At 72.3% G+C, this 18,932-nt stretch carries 15 protein-coding genes; 1 reads left to right on the forward strand and 14 read right to left on the reverse strand.

What is annotated here, in order from left to right; all coding sequences use genetic code 11:
- Positions 1-4: 4 nt before the first annotated feature.
- From AAC944_RS31835 to AAC944_RS31895, 13 genes are all read right to left on the reverse strand, one after another.
- Entirely contained in the window at positions 5-790 is a 786-nt protein-coding gene (locus AAC944_RS31835; protein ID WP_030612148.1) for an amino acid ABC transporter permease, read from the reverse strand.
- A gap of 34 nt (positions 791-824) precedes the next feature.
- Complete coding sequence (locus tag AAC944_RS31840) at positions 825-1,622, reverse strand: basic amino acid ABC transporter substrate-binding protein (protein ID WP_030612146.1); 798 nt, start codon at positions 1,620-1,622, stop codon at positions 825-827.
- Positions 1,623-1,804: 182 nt separating this feature from the next.
- The gene (mmuM, locus tag AAC944_RS31845; protein WP_030612143.1) at positions 1,805-2,725 is read right to left on the reverse strand and encodes a homocysteine S-methyltransferase; all 921 of its coding nucleotides are present in this window, start codon (positions 2,723-2,725) and stop codon (positions 1,805-1,807) included.
- A 13-nt stretch (positions 2,726-2,738) separates the two neighbouring features.
- Positions 2,739-5,690: a glycoside hydrolase family 2 TIM barrel-domain containing protein gene (locus tag AAC944_RS31850; protein ID WP_051871600.1), complete on the reverse strand. Its 2,952-nt coding sequence runs from the start codon at positions 5,688-5,690 to the stop codon at positions 2,739-2,741.
- A gap of 71 nt (positions 5,691-5,761) precedes the next feature.
- A complete protein-coding gene (locus AAC944_RS31855; RefSeq protein ID WP_030612137.1) occupies positions 5,762-6,952 on the reverse strand; it encodes an SfnB family sulfur acquisition oxidoreductase in 1,191 nt (396 codons plus the stop codon).
- Positions 6,949-7,500 carry an NADPH-dependent FMN reductase gene (gene ssuE, locus AAC944_RS31860; protein WP_030612134.1) on the reverse strand — a complete coding sequence of 184 codons (552 nt, stop codon included), beginning with the start codon at positions 7,498-7,500 and terminating at the stop codon, positions 6,949-6,951. Before ssuE ends, AAC944_RS31855 begins: the two co-directional genes overlap by 4 nt.
- Before the next feature lie 213 nt (positions 7,501-7,713).
- The gene (locus tag AAC944_RS31865) at positions 7,714-8,952 is read right to left on the reverse strand and encodes an acyl-CoA dehydrogenase family protein (RefSeq protein WP_030612132.1); all 1,239 of its coding nucleotides are present in this window, start codon (positions 8,950-8,952) and stop codon (positions 7,714-7,716) included.
- Complete coding sequence (gene sfnG / locus AAC944_RS31870; RefSeq protein WP_030612130.1) at positions 8,949-10,088, reverse strand: dimethylsulfone monooxygenase SfnG; 1,140 nt, start codon at positions 10,086-10,088, stop codon at positions 8,949-8,951. Before sfnG ends, AAC944_RS31865 begins: the two co-directional genes overlap by 4 nt.
- Before the next feature lie 235 nt (positions 10,089-10,323).
- On the reverse strand, positions 10,324-10,455 hold the full coding sequence (locus AAC944_RS31875) for a putative leader peptide (RefSeq protein ID WP_368396592.1): 132 nt from the start codon (positions 10,453-10,455) through the stop codon (positions 10,324-10,326).
- A gap of 208 nt (positions 10,456-10,663) precedes the next feature.
- Entirely contained in the window at positions 10,664-12,019 is a 1,356-nt protein-coding gene (locus AAC944_RS31880) for a cytochrome P450 (protein ID WP_051871599.1), read from the reverse strand.
- 206 nt (positions 12,020-12,225) lie between these two features.
- On the reverse strand, positions 12,226-13,194 hold the full coding sequence (locus AAC944_RS31885; RefSeq protein WP_037771845.1) for an aminoglycoside phosphotransferase family protein: 969 nt from the start codon (positions 13,192-13,194) through the stop codon (positions 12,226-12,228).
- Positions 13,195-13,298: 104 nt separating this feature from the next.
- A complete protein-coding gene (locus AAC944_RS31890) occupies positions 13,299-14,633 on the reverse strand; it encodes an SWIM zinc finger family protein (protein WP_051871598.1) in 1,335 nt (444 codons plus the stop codon).
- Positions 14,630-17,641, reverse strand: coding sequence for an SCO1167/SCO6262 family helicase (locus tag AAC944_RS31895; protein WP_030612123.1), 3,012 nt, complete (start codon positions 17,639-17,641; stop codon positions 14,630-14,632). Before AAC944_RS31895 ends, AAC944_RS31890 begins: the two co-directional genes overlap by 4 nt.
- 146 nt (positions 17,642-17,787) lie before the next feature.
- Between AAC944_RS31895 and AAC944_RS31900 the strand changes: the two genes are divergently transcribed.
- On the forward strand, positions 17,788-17,970 hold the full coding sequence (locus AAC944_RS31900; RefSeq protein ID WP_030612121.1) for a tail-anchor membrane protein: 183 nt from the start codon (positions 17,788-17,790) through the stop codon (positions 17,968-17,970).
- A gap of 78 nt (positions 17,971-18,048) precedes the next feature.
- Here AAC944_RS31900 and AAC944_RS31905 read toward each other — a convergent pair whose 3' ends face one another.
- Positions 18,049-18,861, reverse strand: coding sequence for a hypothetical protein (locus tag AAC944_RS31905; protein ID WP_037771882.1), 813 nt, complete (start codon positions 18,859-18,861; stop codon positions 18,049-18,051).
- Positions 18,862-18,932 lie beyond the last annotated feature (71 nt).

Raw genomic sequence — 18,932 nt, forward strand, 5'->3', positions numbered from 1 at the left:
CCGGTCACCTGGCCTTTGCCGTACGGGCCTCGAGCCGCCGGACCAGATGGCCGAGCGGGAGGGTGATGACGAGGTAGAGCAGGCCCGCCACCAGGATCGGGGTGAGGCTCTTGTACTGGTTGAGCGCGTCCCGGCCGAAGTTGGCCAGCTCGTACTGGCCGATCGAGAGGCCCAGCAGGTACACCAGCGAGGAGTCCTTGGTGAGCAGGATCAGCTCGTTGGTGAGCGGCGGCAGGACGATGCGGAAGGCCTGCGGGATGACGATGGAGACCATGGCCCGGCCGTGCGACATGCCGAGCGAGCGGGCCGCCTCGGTCTGCCCCTTGGGCACGGCCCGGATGCCCGCCCTGATGGTCTCCGCCATGTAGGCCGCGCCGACCAGCCCGAGGGAGAGCATCACGGTGATGTACTGGTCCAGCGCCACCTCGAAGGCGAGCGGCACACCGAAGCCCAGCGCGATGAAGACCAGAAGGGCGGGCACGCCGCGGAAGAACTCGATGTACGTGACGGCGATCCAGCGGTACGGCGGCACCGACGAGAGTCGCATCAGCGCCAGGACCAGTCCGAGCACCAGGCCGAACCCGAAGCCGAGCAGGGTGTAGATGACCGTGTTGACCAGCGCGGTGATGAGGATGTCGGGGAACAGGTCCTGGACGATGCGGACGTCGAAGAACGCCCGTTGCAACTGCTCCCAGTCGGCGACCAGCGCGACGACGACCACGACGAGGACCAGAAGGGCGTACTGCGACCCGCGGACCGCGCGGGTCCGCTGCCGTTTGGACAGGGGCATGCGTGCAGAGCTCCTCAGTGGTGGACGGCGCGGATCAGCTCTGCGGAGTGGTGCCGAACCACTTCTTGTAGATGCGGTCGTAACTGCCGTCGGACTTCGCCTTCTTCAGCGAGGCGTTGATCTGCTTCAGCAGCGCGTCGTTACCCTTGCGCACGCCGATCCCGTAGTGCTCTCCCGTGTCGAACTCGGCGGTGACCTCGGTGTCGGGGTTGGCCTTGACGTAGTCGAGCAGCACACCGTTGTCGTTGATGCCGGCGTCCACCTTGCCGGTCTTGACCGCGGTGAGCAGCAGCCCGAGGTCCTCGTACTCCACGAGGTCCACGTCGTCGCCCGCGTGCTTCTTGGCGTAGACGCCGCCGGTGGTGGCCTTCTGGTAGCCGAGCGTCTTGCCCCTGAGGTCCTCGAGCTTCTTGTAGGGCTCGCCCTTCTTCGTGATGAGCGCCTGGGTGGCGTTGAAGTACGGGTCGGAGAAGCCCATGACCTTCTTGCGCTCGGGCGTGATCGTCATGCCCGCCGCGGCCAGGTCGCACTTGCGAATGTTGAAGTCCTGGCCGGTCTCGATGCCCTCGAAGGGCGTGTTCACGATCTCCTGCTTGACCTTCATGTCCTTGGCCACGAGGTCCACGAGGTCCACGTCGAATCCGACGATCTTGTCGCCCTTCTTCACCTGGAACGGCGCGTACGGCAGGTGCGTACAGGTCTTGAGCGTCCCCTTGGACACCAGCTGCAATCCGGAACCCTGGTTCCCCTCGGACTTCGTGCTGGTGCAGCCGGCCGCCAGGGCGACGGCCGCGACGACGGCTATGACAGGCAGCGACGAGCGAGCTGACACCGGTCCTCCAGGGGGACGTGAAGATCAACAGCGGGGTATTGACACCGAGTTGGGCTGAATCCTGCCACCGGCCGTCTCCGCTGTCTCCGGCGCGAGGGTTGCGTCTGCATAACGACCTTGATCCGTACGCGCACGGAACGGCCCCGCCGCACATGGACGGGGCCGCGGTTCGCCGAGGGGTGTCAGGGGGAGACGAGGCCGGCGAGGGCGGAGACGGAGTCGGGGCCCACGCGGCAGCAGCCACCGATGAGGCGTGCGCCGCCCGCGGTCCACGCCGTCACCCGTTCCGGCGTGAAGGTCGCGTGACCGCGCCACGCACGCGCCTGCGCGTCCCACTCCTCACCGCTGTTCGGGTAGACCACGACAGGCTTGCCGGTCACCCGCGCCGCCAGCTCCACCGCCGCGTCCGCGTCCTCCGGTACGCAGCAGTTGACCCCGACGGCCACGATCTCCGCCGCCTCGGCGGCGAGCGCGAAAGCCTCCTCCAGCGGCTGCCCGGCCCGCGTCCGGTCGCCCTCGACGCTGTACGACAGCCAGGCCGGCACACCGAGGCCGCGCACCGCGCGCACCAGCGCCCGGCCCTCGTCCGCGTCCGGCACCGTCTCCAGCGCGAACACGTCGGGCTCCGCCGCCGCCAGCACCTCCAGCCGCGGCCGGTGGAACCGCTCCAGCTCGTCGACGCCCAGCCCGTACCGGCCGCGGTACTCGGAGCCGTCCGCGAGCATCGCGCCGTACGGACCCGCCGAGGCGGCGACGTACAGGGGGCCGGGCACGCCGCCCTCCGTGGCGCGCCGGGCCGCCTCCCGGGCCAGCTCCACACTGCGGCGCAACAGCCCGGCCGCCGCCTCGCGGCCGATGCCGCGCCGCGCGAAGCCCTCGAACGTGGCCTGGTAGCTGGACGTGATGGCGACCTGCGCGCCGGCTTCGTAGTACGCCTGGTGCGCGGCGGTGATCGCCTCCGGCTGTTCGGCGAGCAGCCGGGCCGACCACAGCTCGTCACTGAGGTCGTGCCCGGCCGATTCCAGCTGGTTGGACAGCCCGCCGTCGAGGACGACGGGGCCGCGGGCCAGGGCCGCCGCGAAGGCGGGGGAGGTAGTGCTCATGTCGAGCAGCCTGTCATCCGACCGGCCGGAACGTGAAGGCGAACGTGGCCGGAGCGGCGTCGAGGCGGTACCGCGGGAGCACCCCGGGGCCGCACGACCGGCTGCCGATTCCGTGCTGCGCGTGATCCAGATGGAGCCATACCCGGTCGCCGGGGGCCAAGTCCGGGGTGTGGCGGGCGGCGTCCAGCTCCTCGGTGGTCCACCGCCGGGCCGTGAGGAAGAAGTCCGGCTGCCCTTCGACGCGCAGTCCCGTGCCGTCCGCGCGCGTCAGCTCCGCCCACCGGACACCGATGCGCGCGCCGTTCTCCTGCGGCCGGACGTACGAGGTTCGGAGCTCGTCGACGGGCAGCTCCCAACGGCTCACGCGGGCCGCTGCGGACGTGTCCGGGTACGCCTCGCCCGGCCCGCCGCCGAACCACCGAACGGTCCCCACAGCGCCGTCCAGGCCCATCCGCACCCCCAGCCGCGGCAGCGGTACCGGCCAGTCGCCCTCCGGCGTCACGGCCACCTCCAGCCGCAGCGCCGCACCGTCCGAGGTCCAGCGGTACACCACCGTGAGGCCCAGCGACGTCGCGGCCGGCGCGACCCTGGAACGGACGACCAGCGTGTCCCCGTCCGCCGCCACCGCGTCCGTACGGTGCCGCATCCGGTGCAGCCCGATCCGCCGCCACTCCGGTCCGCAGCGCTGCCCCGGCTGCCACGGCGCACCCTCGTCGTTGTCCGTCGGTGCCCGCCAGACGTCCAGCCGCGGGCCGGCCACCGGGCGGTCGTCCAGCTTGGCCAGGACCCCGGTGGCGGCGTCGAAGAAGCCCGGACCGAGCGCGATCGTGCGGTCGGCGCCCCGCCGTGGAGCCACGGCGGGCGCGAGGGGACGCGGTACCGGGCGCGGCGCGGCCGGCAGCTGGCCCCACGCGACCTCGTGCCCGGCCGGCGCCCAGGCGGTGTCCTCGGCCAGCACCGCCCGCACCGTCCACAGAGCCTCACCGGCCGGGGCGCCGTCGGCAGGCGGCGGCAGCTTCAGCTCGGCGCTCTCGCCGGGCAGCAGGGGCGGCACCATGAGGGTCCCCTCCGCCTCGGTCCGGCCCTCGACCTCGTAACGCCAGGGGAAGACGAGCGCCGAGAGGTCGGCGAAGTCCTGCAGATTCGTGACGCGCACTGCCCCCGGGGCGGCGTCCGGTCCGGCCGCCTCGATGCGCACCGGCTCGATGACCTTCTTGTACTCGATCAGCCCGGGGGAGGGCGTGCGCTCCGGGAGGACCAGCCCGTCGCACACGAAGTTGCCGTCGTGCAGTTCCTCCCCGAAGTCGCCGCCGTACGCGTGGTACGCGACGCCGTCCGCGGTCTCCTGCCGCAGCCCGTGGTCGATCCACTCCCATACGAAGCCGCCCTGGCAGCGCTCGTACGTCTCGAACAGCCGCTGGTAGTCGCTCAGCCCGCCGGGGCCGTTGCCCATGGCGTGCGCGTACTCGCACAGCACGAAGGGCAGACCGCGCCGGCGGGCGTCCAGCGCGGCGTCCGGCAGCGGCTCCTCCGTGCGCCGCCCGATCCGCTCGACCTCGGCGTGGTCGGCGTACATCCGGGAGTACACGTCGGTGTCGGCGCAGCTGGGGTCGCCTTCGTAGTGCAGCGGCCGGGACGGGTCGCGCTCCCGCATCCAGGCGGCCATCGCGGACAGCCCGCGCCCCGCACCGCACTCGTTGCCGAGGGACCACATGAGGACGGACGGGTGGTTCTTGTCCCGCTCGACCATCCGCCGCGCCCGGTCCAGCAGCGCCGGTGTCCAGCGCTCGTCGTCCACGGGGTTGCCCCGCCAGCCCTGCTGGGCGAAGCCGTGCGTCTCCAGATCGCACTCGTCGACCACCCACAGGCCCAGCTCGTCACAGAGCTCCAGGAAGGCGGGAGCGGGCGGATAGTGACTGGTGCGGACCGCGTTGATGTTGTGCTGCTTCATCAGCAGCAGATCGCGCCGCATGTCCTCCGCCTCCACCGCGCGCCCGCGCGCCGGGTGGAACTCGTGCCGGTTGACGCCGCGCAGCAGCAGCGGCCGCCCGTTGACCTTCAGCAACCCGTCCTCGACGACGACCGTACGGAACCCGATGCGCAGCCGGACACGCTCCCCGGGAGTGGCCAGCTCCGCGTCGTACAGGCGCGGGGTCTCCGCCGTCCACGGCTCCACCGGGACCGTCGCGCTCTCACCGGTCGCCAGGTCCAGGCCCAGCTCCGGTACCGACACCCGCCCGCCCGGGGCACAGTCCACCCGCAGGGTGCCGCTGCCGGTGCGGTGGTCGTACCCGGCGTGCACGAAGGCGTCCCGCACCCCGCCCTCGGGGCGCTGCCGCAGCTCCACCTCCCGGAAGATCCCCGGCAGCCACCACTGGTCCTGGTCCTCCAGGTACGAACCGGAGGACCACTGGTGCACGCGGACGGCCAGGACGTTGCGCCCGGGCCGCAGCAGTGCCCCCACCTCGAACTCGTGCGGCAGCCTGCTGCCCTTGAAGTGGCCCAGCTCGCTTCCGTTCAGCCATACCCGGGCGCAGGACTCGACGCCCCCGAAGTGCAGCACGGCGGAGCCCGCCGGCCAGTCCGCCGGCAGGTCGAACGCGTACCGGTGGTCGCCGGTGGGGTTCTCGTCCGGTACCCGGGGCGGGTCCACGGGGAACGGGTAACCGGTGTTGGTGTAGGCCGGGGCGCCGTGCCCCTGGAGGACCCAGTGCCCCGGCACGCGCAGCCCGGCCCAGGCCGAGTCGTCGTACTCGGGGCGGGCGAAGCTCTCGTCCTCGGTGGCCGCGGCCGGCGACAGCCGGAACCGCCAGGTCCCGTTCAGCGACAGCCGCCGGGCGTCCGACCCGGGCAGCCAGGCGGCGGGCGGCAGACAGCCGCTCCCCGGCGTCACGTCTTCGTAGTACGGCACGTCTGCTGCGGAATGCGCTTCTGAATACGGCACGTCTTCCTCGTACGACACCATGCCGTCAGCGAAGCACGCACGCCTCCCGATTGCGACCACATCCGGCTGTTCACCGGGAGGGCGCCCGCCGTTCAGAGGAGGCCGTGCCGGGGCGGCAGGGTGCCGTTCAGTACGTACCGGCCGATGTGCTGGACCTTCCAGCGCACCGGATCGTGCAGCGTGTGCGTACGCGCGTCCCGCCAGTGCCGGTGCAGGTTGAGGCCGTCCAGCGCCGCGCGGGTACCGGCCACTTCGAAGAGCGCGCTGCCGGTCTCCACCGCGGCGCGCGCGGCCTGCACCTTCGCGGCCGCCACCGCGATGGACGCAGCGGCCGCGCTGTCGTCCGTGAGGTCACCGGATGCCGCGTCGACCGTCCGCGCCGCTTCGGAGAGCAGCGCGCCCGCGGCCCGAACGGCCAGCGCCAGCTCACCGAACTGCTGGATGAGCAGCGGGTCCTCGGCCGCTGTCTCCAGCCCGCTCTCGAACCACGGGCGGCTCTTGACCCGGACGAACTCCGCCGCCTCGGACAGCGCCCCCTCGGCGATCCCGGTGTCGATGGCCGCGTGCAGCAACTGCGCGAGCGCGCCGTGCAGCTGCGGGCCCCGGAAGGTGAGGTGATGCGGCACCACCCGCTCGCGCGGGACCGGCACGGACTCCAGGCGCACCGTGCCGCTCGCGGTGGTGCGCTGCCCCATGCCGTCCCAGTCGTCCACGACCGTCACCCCAGGGGCGTCCCGCGGCACGTAGGCGACGTGCAACTCCTCGTCGGCACCGCGGGCCAGCACGGGGATCCAGTCGGCGAACAGCGCCCCCGTGGAGTAGTGCTTGGTGCCCTCCAATACGTACGAGCCGTCCGGCTGCGGAAGGAGCCGGGTACGGATGTCCTGGACGTGCTTGGTGCCCGCCTCGGACTGCGCGTTGCCCAGCCGCCGCCCGGCCAGCACCTCCTGGAAGAAGAACTTCCGCTGCTCAGCGTTCCCCTGGCGGCGCAGCACCGCCACGTACACGAAGTGGCTCTGCGGAATCTGCGCCAGGCTCGCGTCCGCGGCGGCCAGCAGGCGGAAGACCCCGGCGAGCGTCTCGGCCGACACCTCGGCGCCACCGTGCTCACGCGGCACGGAGATGCCGAGCAGCCCGCTGTCGGAGAGCCGGTCCAGCTCGGCGCGCGGCAGCCGGCGCTCCGCGTCCCGGCCCGCCGCGCCGGTACGGAACTCCGTGGCGAGTTCGGCCGCGACCGCCAGCGCCTCGGCGTCGTCGGCGATCACGTGCGCCGTGCCGGTCATGCCGCCACTCGCACGGGCGCGCGGTCCAGCGCCGCCGCGAACTGGCCGAGCACGCCGTCCAGTGCCTCGCGGGTCTCCGCTGCCACGTGGACCCCGCCGTCCTCCCGCACGGTGATGTCGCGGTCGAGGACGAACCAGCCCTGCACGATGTGCGAGGCGCCCATCGAGGACAGCACGGGCCGCAGCGCGTAGTCGATCGCGAGGACGTGCGCGGTGGACCCGCCGGTGGCCAGCGGCAGCACGGTCTTCCCGGTCAGCGCGTACTGGGGGAGCAGGTCGAGGAGGGACTTCAGCAGGCCGGAGTACGCGGCCTTGTAGACGGGCGTGCCGATGACGATGCCGTCGGCGCGCTCGACGAGCCGGGTGGCCCGGACGATCGCCGGGTGTGCGAAGTCCGCGCCCAGCAGGGCTTCGGGAGGCAGCGTACGGACGTCCAGGGGGATCACTTCGTGTCCCTGTGCGACGAGCTCGGCGTCCAGGTGGCGCAGCAGTCGCGCCGTACGGGACGTGGGGGAGGGGCTGCCGGAGAGGGACAGCACGGTGGCCATGGAAGTTCACCTCGAAGTGTGTAGCGGTGCGGGACCTGTGGTGTGCGCTCACGAGTACCGAGCGAGCGCGGCCTTACGAGTACGGAGCGGGAACGGCTTGTCGAGTACCGAGCGGAAACGGCCTTATGAGTACGGGGCGGGCGCGGCCCTACGGGCGCGCGGGCTCACGAGCAGCAGTGGGCCCGCGCACCCGTGTACGAGCAGGGTCCGGCCTTACGAGTACCAGGTCGGCTGCGGCAGCTCGCCCGTGAGGACGAAGCGGCCGACCTCGCGGCGCTTGTAGGCGACGGGGTCGTGGAGGGTGTGCGTACGGATGTTGCGCCAGAAGCGGTCCAGGCCCTCGGCGGTGGCCGTGGACCGCGCCCCGGTGACCTCGAAGATCCGGTTCGCCACCTCCAGGGCCACGTCCGTGGCCCGCGCCTTCACGGCCGCGACCCGCACCTCGTGCTCACCGCGGGCCTGCTCGGTCACCGCATCGGGGTCCGCGTGCAGCTCCCAGCCCTCCTCGGCCACCTGGTCGGCCAGCGCCTCGGCCGCCCACAGCTTCGCCGTCAGGTCCCCGTAGGCGTCGATGACGTACGGCTCGTCGACGGCCTGCTCGTGACCGCCGTGCAGCCACGAGCGGGACTTGGTACGGGTGTAGGTCCGGGCGGTCTCCAGGGCGCCGGCCGCGATCCCCAGGTAGAAGTGCGCGAACACCAGCTGGATCGTGGGCACGTTGAGTGTGTTGTAGACACGTCGCTGGAACGACTTGTCGACGTAGCCCGCCGCCGCGCTCCACGGGACGCGCACCCCGTCGATCGTCACACTGCCGCTCTCGGTGAGCCGCTGACCGATGTTGTCCCAGTCGTCGTGGAAGGTCAGGCCCGCGCTGTCGGACGGCACGATGGCGAAGACATGGTCGCCGTCGGGGTTGCCGGGTCCGACGCTGCCCTCCAGGACGCCTTCCAGCACGGTGACGTCGGAGACCTTGCTCCCGGTGGAGAACGACTTGCGGCCGGTGAAGGTGAGCGTCTCGCCCTCGTCCCGCACGGCCACGTCGTTGTCGCGCGGGTTGACGGCGCCTCCGAAGAACCAGCGGTTGCGGGCGGCCTCGGCCTCGACCTGTTCCCACTGCTCCCGGGTGCCGACCAGCCGGGCGGCCCAGTTCCACAGGTAGTGGTAGCCGAGCAGCTGGCCGATCGAGCCGTCGGCCTTGGCGACCTCGCGGATCACCCGGTACGCGGTCGGCCAGTTCTGGCCGCCCCCGCCGTGCTCGACCGGCCCCAGCAGGGTGACCAGCCCGGAGTCCTTGAGCAGCTGGACCTCTTCGTACGGAGTGGCGCCGGCCCGGTCCCGGGCCGCGGCGTCGGTCGCGAGGACGGCGGCGACCTCGGCGGCGCGGTCGATCCAGGCCCCCGGGGTGGCGGGTGCGGGACGCTGCTGCCAGTCGGTGTGCGCGGCGGTGCTCATGCCAGTGCTCCTTCGGTGAGGGTGCTGTCCTGGGCTTCCAGTTCGCGTACGAGCGGCAGCACCCGCTCGCCGAAGTACTCGACCTCCTCCAGGTAGTGCAGGAAGCCGAGCAGGAAGAGGTCCACGCCGAGCTTCTTGTAGGCCACGATGCGCTCGGCGATCTGTTCCGGGGTGCCGATCAGCCCCGTACGGAACCCGTCGTTGTACTGGACGAGGTCCTCGAACGAGGAGTCCTGCCACATGCCCTTGCCGTCGGCGGTGGAGCCGCCCGCCTGCCGGACCGCCTCGCCGAAGCCGCGGACCGCCTGTGTGTCCGCCTGGGCGACGATCTCGCGCAGGACCTCCCGGGCCTCCTTCTCGGTGTCCCGGGCGATCAGGAAGCCGTTCAGGCCGAATCTCGGGGCAGTACGGCCGGCGGCCGCGGCGGACGCCCGGACGTCGGTGAGCTGTTCGGTGACCCCGTCGAAGTCCTTGCCGTTGCTGAAGTACCAGTCGGAGACCCGGCCGGCCATCGCGCGGGCCGCGGTGGAGTTGCCGCCCTGGAAGATCTCCGGATGCGGACGGCCGACGGTGTTCAGCGGCTTCGGCTTCAGCGAGAAGTCCCGGATCCGGTAGAAGTCCCCGGCCAGCTCGGCGTGGTCCGCGGTCCACACCTCCCGCAGGGCACGGATGAACTCCTCCGCGCGCCGGTAGCGTTCGTCGTGCTCCAGCCAGGGTTCGCCGAGCGCGGTGAACTCCTGCTTGAACCAGCCGCTGACGACGTTGACGGCGAACCGGCCGCCGGAGAGGTGGTCGGCGGTGGCTCCGAACTTGGCGAGCACGCCGGGGTGCCACAGCCCCGGGTGGACCGCGGCGATGACCTTCAGGCGCTCGGTGGCGAGCAGCAGCGCCAGGCTGAACGAGGTCGACTCGTGCTGGTTCTCGGCACCGTAACTGGCCATGTAGCGGACCTGGCTGAGCGCGTATTCGAAGCCGTTGTCCTCGGCGAGCCGGGCGAGCTTGCGGTTGTACTCGTAACCCCAGTCGGTGCGTTGCTCGATGGTGCTGGTGACCAGGCCACCGCTGACATTGGGCACCCAGTAGGCGAACCGCGCCGGGGCGCCAGCGGGCTGCGATGGATGAGCGGATGCGGACATGGAAGAACTCCGGAGGGGTGAAAAAGGGCAGGCGGAATCGAGGTGTGAGGGCGGGGGGGGAATTCCGCCAGGCGGGCGGAATTCCCGGAACTTTTCCCGTGCGGAAATGCGCGGTAAGGCCTTGGGGAGAAGGGCGCGCGATGCACGGATATACGTGATGCGCTGCTCACGCAGGCGCGGCGCACGGGTGCGCGGAATCACCGGACCGGTGGACGTCCGCGAAGTGGGGCGGCGCTCAGGCCGAGGGGCGACACAGGGCGCTGGAGACCCTGACGAGGTCGACGTGGAGCCGCTCCGTCAGACACTCCGCCAGGCGCTGGGCCGGCTGCTGCCACGGATTCATCAACACGTCACCTCCCTGCAACATTTCCTCCGTACCGGGCCGTGAAGGCGTCCGGAGTGCCACCGCAATTACCGGCGGCTCTGCCGGTGAGTTTACCTGCGAGAACCGGATCGGTCGATCCCCCTCCGGCCACGGGCGTCATGAGGAGGTGGTCCGCGGAATAACAGTGGGCCGGGAATGGATTTCCCGGCCCGTCGTCACGCGCTCGTATGCGGACATCCGTCCGCACGGCTCATTCCTCGACGGCCGCGCCGCGTTCCCGGCAGTTCATCGGCAACCGTCCGGGGCCGAGCGTGCCCCGGACCTGGACGCGCAAGGTGGCCCCGGGGTCAGGACGCAGGCTCCAGCGGGCGCAGACACTGGCCAAGGCCATGGTCATCTCGATGAGGGCGTACTGGTCGCCGATGCACTTGCGGTTGCCGCCCCCGAAGGGGACGTACGCGCCCCGTAGGAGGCTGTCGCCGCTGCGGGTGAGCCAGCGGTCGGGTTCGAAGCGCTCCGGGTCGGGGAACAGGTCCGGCCGGTGGTGGAGGAGGTAGGCGCTGTAGAGGAGCGCCGTGCCGGCGGGGAGCCGGTGTCCGGCGAGCGTGGTGTCCGTGGTGGTGACGCGGGTGAAGAACCAGCCCGGAGGGTACATGCGCAGCACTTCATGGATGACGCGCCGGGTGTACGGCAGGCCGTCGAGGTCGGCGGGGGTGGCGGTTCGGCCTGCCAGGGTCCGGTCGACCTCGGCGTGCACCTGTTTCTCTGCCTCGGGATGCTGACTGAGCAGCCAGAAGGCGAACGCCAGGGAGTTGGCGGTGGTTTCGAACCCGGCACCGCTCATGACCACCAGCTGGTCCCGGATGTCCTTGTCGGACATCGGCTCACCGGTGTCGTCGTGCGCGGCCAGCAGCATGGACACGAGGTCCTTGCCGCCGGGCGAGGCCCGGCGCTCGGCGATGATGCCGTCGATGGCGCTGTGCAGCCGCTTACAGGCGCTGCGGTAGCGGCGGTTGCCGGGGGTGGGCAGGCGGTAGAGCGGGCCGAGCGGCAGCATCACCCGCTGGTAGATGCCGTCGATGACGGTGTGCAGGCTGTGCTGCACATCGGCCACGGCCTCGTCCTCCGCCTCGGCGGCGAGCACGCTCCGGGTGACGATGCGCAGGGTCAGGGTGGTCAGCGCGGCGGTGAGGTCCAGGCGCAGGCCGGGCCGCCAACCGGCGGTCATGCGGTCGACCTCCTCGCCCATGACCGCGGCGTACGCCTCGAGCCGGTCGGGCTGGAAGGCGGGCTGCATCTCACGGCGCTGCCAGCGGTGCTCCTGCCAGCCCGACATGGGCAGGCTGCTGCCGAAGAGCACGCGGGCCTTGTCGAAGAACGGGCCGCCCTTGTCGAAGGTGCGCGAGTCGGTGAGCATGCGGTGGGCCGCCTCCGGATGGCAGACGACGTAGGCCGGGTAGGGCCCCATCCCGATCCGTACGAGGTCCCCGTGCGCCGGGAGCGAGGACAGGAACTCCAGGGGGCGCGAGTGGAGCTGCCAGGCATGGCCGAGCAGTGGCCAGGCGCCGGGTGCCGCTCCAGGGAGCGAGAGGGGGATCGTGGTCACAGTGGGACACCTCCGGGGAACGTGCCAGGTCCGGACTCTGGTGGCCCCCGAATATCCTCCCTCTTCACGCGGCCGGGAACCCGGCGCGAAGTAGCCCGCGAGGGCGCGTCGGCGCCCTCGTCGATCTCCCTCGGCTCCGGGCCCGACGGAGCGGCGGCACACCGCAAAGCCCAGAGTGCCGCGAACAGTTGAGGAGCAGTGACCGGCTAGCGGCTGAGAACGTCCGGCGTCAGCGGGGCACGCTGCCGCCACAGGTCGATCGTGGGCGCCATCATCGGTCCCAGCTCCGGCATCGACGGCACGACCGCCAGCGCCCCCACCACCTGCAGCAGCCGCGCCCGCTCCATGATGTCCAGCAGCGCGTGGTCCAGGGGGCGGCCGCTCGCCCGCTCGTACTCCGCGACCGCACGCGGCGCCACCAGGGCCAGGTCCCACTCCACGGGGCCGCGGGTGACGTCCTCGAAGTCGCTGAAGAGATGCCCGTCGGCGGTCCGCAGCAGGTTGTACGAGGGCCCGTCCCCGTGCAGCGGCTGCACACGGGCGCCGGGGAGGCAGCCGGGCAGGTCGGCGACGAGGGCTTCCACGACCGCGTACTCCTGCTCGGCCCGGTCCAGTTCGGCCGTCGTCAGCCCCTGCGGGTCCTTCCGCAGTGCGGCCAGCAGCGGCGCGAGCGTGGGCACCAGAGGAGACAGCACGGGCAGTTCGCCCGGATATCCCGCCAGGGCGGTGTGCAGCTCCGCCGCCCAGCCCGACTGCTCGACGAAGCGGTCCTCCAAGGCCTCCAGGCCGCCGGCGGCGGCCTCCCGCATCGGTTCCCTCTCGTCGACGAACTCCCAGAAGACCAGCGATCTGCCGTCGCATTCGACGGGCTCCCGCGGCACGAGCGGGCTGGGCCGTACGACCGGTGCCCCGGAGTCGGCCAGCCAGCCCACCACGTCCAGCTCACGCCGCTGCTTGGCCGCGAGCTCCGCCGCGGGCACCAGGGCGAGCGACGGCACCCGCACGACCACCGGGAGCGGTGCGAGGTGCACCAGTACGTTGAACATGTCGTGCAGGACCCGAGGGTCCTCTGCGCGCAGGCCCAGCCGGCGCGCGGCCCTGACCGCTATGCCCACGGCACGCTCGGCACGTTCACTGAGAGAAGTACCGGAGGAGTCCGACTGAGAGTGGGTCATGGGCCGATCATGACGGTCGGCGCGGACCGTGTCGAAGGAGTTTCGTGCGACGGCCCTGCCCGGCTACGGCTGTTGCCGATCCTCCCCCGGGGCCCGCTCATCGCCTACTCCGTGTCCGCCCCTGCCTCCGTGGTGGTGAGGGACGCCAGCACTGTTGCCGGGTCCTCGTCCGGCGGCCCCGAAGGCAGCCAGCGGCCCTGCTCCTTGCGGTACGGCCACCAACGCCCGTCCCGGCCCAGCCTCAGCTGCATACCGGTACCGACCACCGTCCACCTGTTACGCGTGGCCCGCAGATGTGGCGGGTCCGCCTGGTCGGCCCGAGCGGCGGCGAGCCGGTCGGTGGCGCGGGCCAGTTCCTCGGGTCCCGGGCCCCACTCCTCCTCCAGCACCGCGAGACCGGCCGGGCCGCCCTGCCGCCACGCCCGCACGGCCGCCGCCAGGCCCTTGGTGTCCCGCCCGGAACCCGCCGCCAGTCGTTCGGCGACCGGCGCGGGCGGGCCGGCCGCGGCGAGCCGTACCGCGTCCTCGGAGTGCGTCGGTTCGGCCGCCGGCGGGGTGTCCGCATGCGAACCGGACAGTGCCTCAGCGAGTTGCTTCCTGGCCCGCTGCGCCGTGTCACGGATCAGGAACTCCAGGGCCGGTACGTCGATCCCGGGTGCGGGTGGTGTGCCGCCGCCCAGCGCGGGCCCGGCGCCCGCCTCGTCCACCCTTGGCGGCGGCGCCGGCAGCGACACCAGGGCTTCCTGGGCCGCGAACGCCTCGGCCGCCAGGACACCGGCCCCGGCCACCGGTACGTCCTCGTCTCCTGGCGCTTCGTCCGGCTGCGGTACGTACCCCTGCGCACGGGCCGCGCTCCGCTCCTGGAGCTCGTCGAGCAGTTCCTCCTCGCCGCGTCCGCGCAACAGGAGGAGGACGAACGGGTCCTGGTCCAGCAGCCGCGCCATCTGGTAGCAGAGCGCAGCCGTATGGGCGCAGTGGTCCCACGCCTCGCAGCCGCAGGACGGCTCCAGATCCCCGATGCCCGGGAGCAGTTCGACGCCGGCCGCCGCCGCGTCCTCGACGAGCTGCGGCGGCATGTCGCGGTCCAGCAGTGCCGCGATGTGCCCCGCCCGGTCGGCGACCATGTCCAGGAGGCGGTCCCAGTCCGCCGCACCCAGTTCCTGGACCAGCACGTCCGAGCGGTGCGGGGTGCGATCCCGGTCCTGTACGACGGCGGTGATTCGGCCCGGCCGTACGGACACCGCGCCCACGGCGCCCGCGCGGGCGTGCCGGCGGCCCAGTTTCAGCTGCTGGCCGTCCAGCGCCGTGTCCTCCAGCGCCTTCAGCCAGGCCTGCCCCCACCAGGTGCGCGCGAAGCCGCGCCCACGGGCGGGCGGCAGCGCCTCGAAGGTGCGCACGCCGCGGTAGGTGTCGTCATCGGTGCCGTGGAAGTCACTCATCGTCCGCCCCCTCGGAGCTCCACCAGCTCCGCCAGTTCCGCGTCGGTCAGTTCGGTGAGCGCCGCCTCGCCCGTCCCCAGTACGGCGTCCGCCAGCCGCTGCTTACGGGTGAGCATGTCGGCGATCCGGTCCTCCACCGTGCCCTCGGCGATCACGCGGTGCACCTGCACGGGCCGGGTCTGGCCCATCCGGTGGGCGCGGTCGGTGGCCTGCGCCTCGACGGCCGGGTTCCACCAGCGGTCGAAGTGCACGACGTGCGAGGCCCTGGTGAGGTTCAGCCCCGTGCCGGCGGCCTTCAAGGACAGCAGGAAGACCGGTACGTCGCCGTCCTGGAAGCGGCGTACCAGCTCCTCCCGCCGTGCGACGGGCGTGCCGCCGTGGAGGAGTTGCGTGGCCACGCCACGCTCCGCCAAGTGCGCCTCGAGAAGCCGTGCCATCCGTACGTACTGGGTGAAGACGAGCACGCTCGCTCCTTCGGCGAGCAGCGTGTCCAGGAGCTCGTCCAGCAGCTCGACCTTCCCTGAGCGCTCCGCGAAGCGCTGCGTGCGCTGCCCCTCGGCACTGCCCTCCTTGAGGTACTGCGCGGGGTGGTTGCAGATCTGCTTCAGCGAAGTGAGCAGCTTGACGACCAGGCCGCGGCGGGTGAAGCCGTCCGTCCCGGCGATGTCGGCCAGCCCTTCGCGCACCACCGCCTCGTACAGCGCGGCCTGTTCCGCGGTGAGCGCCACCGCACGGTCGGTCTCCGTCTTGGGCGGCAGCTCGGGCGCGATGCCCGGGTCGGACTTGCGACGGCGCAGCAGGAACGGCCGTACGAGCCGGGCCAGCCGCTCCGCAGCGGCCGGATCCGCCCCGCCCTCGACGGCCTGGGCGTAACGCGCACGGAAGCGGCTCAGGGGGCCGAGGAGGCCCGGTGTGGTCCAGTCGAGGATCGCCCACAGCTCGGACAGGTTGTTCTCCACCGGGGTGCCGGTCAGCGCGATCCGGGCCCGGCCTGACAGTGTCCGCAGCTGCCGTGCGGTCGCGGAGAACGGATTCTTCACATGCTGGGCCTCGTCGGCCACGACCATGCCCCAGTCCACTCCGGCCAGCTTCCCGGCATCCACCCGCATCGTCCCGTAGGTGGTCAGCACGAATTCGCCGCCCGCCAGGTCCGTGAGGTCGCGCCTGCCCGCGTGGAAGCGGCGTACGGGCGTACCGGGCGCGAACCTCTCGATCTCCCGCTGCCAGTTGCCCATCAGCGAGGTGGGGCAGACGACCAGCGTCGGACCCGCGGCCGCCGGATCGGCCTGGCGGTGCAGATGGAGCGCGATCAACGTGATCGTCTTGCCCAGACCCATGTCGTCGGCCAGGCAGCACCCGAGGCCGAGCGACGTCATACGGTGCAGCCAGCGCAGGCCGCGCAGCTGATAGTCGCGCAGCGTCGCGGCGAGTGCGGCGGGCTGCGCCGGCGCGTCGTCCTCGTACCGCTCCGGGTCGGCGAGCCGGTCGCGCAACTCCCGCAGCGGACCGGAAACCCGTACCTCCACTTGCTCGCCGTCGCCGCTGTCGACGGTCCCCGTGAGCGCCGCACCGAGCGCGTCCATGGGCGCGACTTTCCGGTCCCGCCTCTCATACGCGGTGCGCAGCGCTTCAGGTGCGACAAGCACCCACTGGTCGTGCAGCCGTACGAGCGGTCGGCCCGCCTCCGCCAGCCGGTCCAGTTCCGCCCGGCTCAGCTCGTGCTCCCCGATGGCGAACCGCCAGCTGAACGACAGCAGGGCATCGGCGGACAGCAGGGACGGCAGCGCGGACTCCGTACGGTCCGGCGCCGGCTCCGTGGAATCCGCCGCGTCCGACGCGCCCACGACAGCACGTGTGGACAGGCTCCGGGCGAACCGCTTGGGCCAGTGGACCTGCACTCCGGCGGCCGCGAGCGCCCGCGCGCCTGGCCCCAGCAGCTCGCCGATCTCCTCCTCGGCGAGTTCGAGGGCGTCCGGCACGGCGGCGGAGAGCAGCGGGGACAGCGGCGTCCAGGCGGAGGCCGCCCGCCGCAGTGTCAGTAGTGTGTCCGTACGGGCGCGCGCCCCGAACGCCTGCCCCGCCGGGGAGTCGCCCGCCCACACCTCGGAGACGTCGGCGATCAGGGCCGGGTCGGTGAGGCTGTGCAGCTGGAGCACGGCGGTGAAGCGGGGACGGGTGGCCGGCACGCCGGAGGGGGCCGTGGCGGCGTCGTGGGAGTCCGCCGTGCCGTCTCCGGAGGGCGTGTCGAGGTCGCACGAGGCCGTGTCCGCACCGGTCCCGTGCTCCTGGTCGTCCAGCCCGCAAATCTCGATCCGGAGGGAGAGGCGGACCCCGGCGTCGTGCCCCGCCGCCACATCGGCCGCCCAGGCCCGCTGCTCAGGGATGTGCTGCGGGAGCGTGGCCGCGTACGCCGGGCCGCCGACGGCCGTCGCGGCCGCGGGGGTGCGTGGCAGTCCGTCGGCCACCGCGTCCAGGAAGGAGCGCAGCAGCCGCTCCGGTTCGGGCAGCCGCACCGGGGTGCTCCCGGGGAGCGGCGTGGCGTACGCGTACGGGGGTATCGCCGCGGCCAGCTCCTGTACGTGAAGCGTGTCGGACGGTTCGAGGGGGCCGCACCGCCAGGCGTCGTGTGCGGCGGGGCTCAGTCCCGGCAGCAGCCTGCCGCGCGCTATCAGGTGCAGTGCGACGAGAGAGGCGGCGCCCCAGAAAGCCGCGGCGGGGTGTGCGGTGCGGGAGGCGCGGGCCCGGGTGAGTACGGGGAGCGCGACGGTGACGGGCATCAGGAGCGTGGGCACCTCCCGGGTGACGACGCGGCCTCCTTCGGACGGGAGGGCGACGGTCAGCTCCTCGGTGATCATGGTGTCCGTAGCGAAGCCGTCCGGCAGCGGTTCGCCGTCCGGCCGCCAGAACGCGATCCGCCCCGTACGCGGCGGATCACCTGGCACGTACACGGCGGCGCACCGGGAGAGGGCGGCGATCCGGTCGAGGCTGAGCGCGGAGAGTGCTGGCACGTGCCGACGACTCCTCAAATTTGACTACTTGCTTCCAGGGCGGCCGAGGGTACAGCACGATTCGGGCTCGCGTGGAACCTCCGGCGCCGAATCGGCGTTCAATGGAAGACAACGGACGCGGCACCGCCGCGGAAAGGTCGTGAAGGATGTCCACACGTGCGAAGGTCGCCGTCGGCGGTGTGGCGGCGGGCGTGATCCTGCTGTGGCTGCTGCCGTTCTGGGCGGCACTGCTCGTCATGATCGGAGTGCCGGCGATCGCCTACCTGACGCTGGATCCCTCCCAGCGGCGCCGCCTGCGCCGCGTCACCCGCAAGGAGCTGGGACGCTGAGCACCCGGGGCCGCGGCAGCGGGCCTCATGACCGGGTGCTCGGGACACGGGCGACCTGAGCACCCGGGGGCGCTGTCCTCAGGCCGGGCGGGCCGCCAGCGCGTCCAGTGACTGCAGCAGGCCGGGGAGCTCGGGGCCACGGCCCACCGGCAGGACCTCGCCCGGCTCGTCGTCGAGCAGCACGAAGGCGATGTCGTCGGTCCTGGCGACCATGCTCCAGCCCGGCCCGTCCACGCGCAGCGTGCGCGCCTCACCGGCGGCGAAGGACGAGCGCACCCGCCCCGGCGGCGGAGGCTGCTGCACGTACCCCCGCGCCTCCTCCAGCACCCGCCGTACCCCCGGGTGCGGCTTCGCGCCGGGATCGACGAACGTGACCTCGCCGTCGACCTGCTCACGCCACGCCGCCCACTGCAGGGCGATCTCGTCCGCACCGAGGCGCCGTTGGGCCGGCCCCCACTCCAGTGCGTCAGGCGGCGTCAGCGGCTCTGGATCGCCCTCCTCGGGCGCCGGGTCATGCGGCGCCGGCACCCCGGGGGCCGCCACCGCGAGCGCGAGCGGCCAGCCAGGCAGGGCCGCGACGATGCTGTTCTCGTCAGGGGACAGGTCGTACTCCATCCCGCAGTCCCAGGCGGCTATCGCGCAGGCGACCAGGGTGACGTCCTCCGTCGCGACGGTCCAGCGCGCGCCCCGGCCGTCCTGCCCGAGCACCAGCCCGTAGCCCTCTTCGTACGGCTCCAGGCGCAGCTTCGCGCACACCTCGGGGTAGTCGTCGCCGAGCACACTCGGGAACTGCCCGGGCGTCAGCAGCACCGCGGTCAGTACGAACAGCTGGTCGTCATCGACCTCGCCGGCGTCGCTACCGTCGCCGACGGCGCCCTCCGTCGCGGACACACGGGCCTCCCACTCGCTCGCGGCCGGAAAGCTGCCGACCGCACGGATCACGTCGTCGGCGCACCCTAATT

The organism is Streptomyces sclerotialus, from assembly GCF_040907265.1.
Classification (GTDB): Bacteria; Actinomycetota; Actinomycetes; order Streptomycetales; family Streptomycetaceae; genus Streptomyces; species Streptomyces sclerotialus.

What these genes read in the sequence shown, in the direction of transcription:
- AAC944_RS31865 (WP_030612132.1), bottom strand. Translation starts at nt 8,952, where the DNA reads ATGAGCACCGCCGCGCACACCGACTGGCAGCAGCGTCCCGCACCCGCC.
- AAC944_RS31835 (WP_030612148.1), bottom strand. Translation starts at nt 790, where the DNA reads ATGCCCCTGTCCAAACGGCAGCGGACCCGCGCGGTCCGCGGGTCGCAG.
- AAC944_RS31875 (WP_368396592.1), bottom strand. Translation starts at nt 10,455, where the DNA reads ATGTTGCAGGGAGGTGACGTGTTGATGAATCCGTGGCAGCAGCCGGCC.
- AAC944_RS31855 (WP_030612137.1), bottom strand. Translation starts at nt 6,952, where the DNA reads ATGACCGGCACGGCGCACGTGATCGCCGACGACGCCGAGGCGCTGGCG.
- sfnG (WP_030612130.1), bottom strand. Translation starts at nt 10,088, where the DNA reads ATGTCCGCATCCGCTCATCCATCGCAGCCCGCTGGCGCCCCGGCGCGG.
- AAC944_RS31850 (WP_051871600.1), bottom strand. Translation starts at nt 5,690, where the DNA reads ATGGTGTCGTACGAGGAAGACGTGCCGTATTCAGAAGCGCATTCCGCA.
- AAC944_RS31885 (WP_037771845.1), bottom strand. Translation starts at nt 13,194, where the DNA reads ATGACCCACTCTCAGTCGGACTCCTCCGGTACTTCTCTCAGTGAACGT.
- ssuE (WP_030612134.1), bottom strand. Translation starts at nt 7,500, where the DNA reads ATGGCCACCGTGCTGTCCCTCTCCGGCAGCCCCTCCCCCACGTCCCGT.
- mmuM (WP_030612143.1), bottom strand. Translation starts at nt 2,725, where the DNA reads ATGAGCACTACCTCCCCCGCCTTCGCGGCGGCCCTGGCCCGCGGCCCC.
- AAC944_RS31900 (WP_030612121.1), top strand. Translation starts at nt 17,788, where the DNA reads ATGTCCACACGTGCGAAGGTCGCCGTCGGCGGTGTGGCGGCGGGCGTG.
- AAC944_RS31890 (WP_051871598.1), bottom strand. Translation starts at nt 14,633, where the DNA reads ATGAGTGACTTCCACGGCACCGATGACGACACCTACCGCGGCGTGCGC.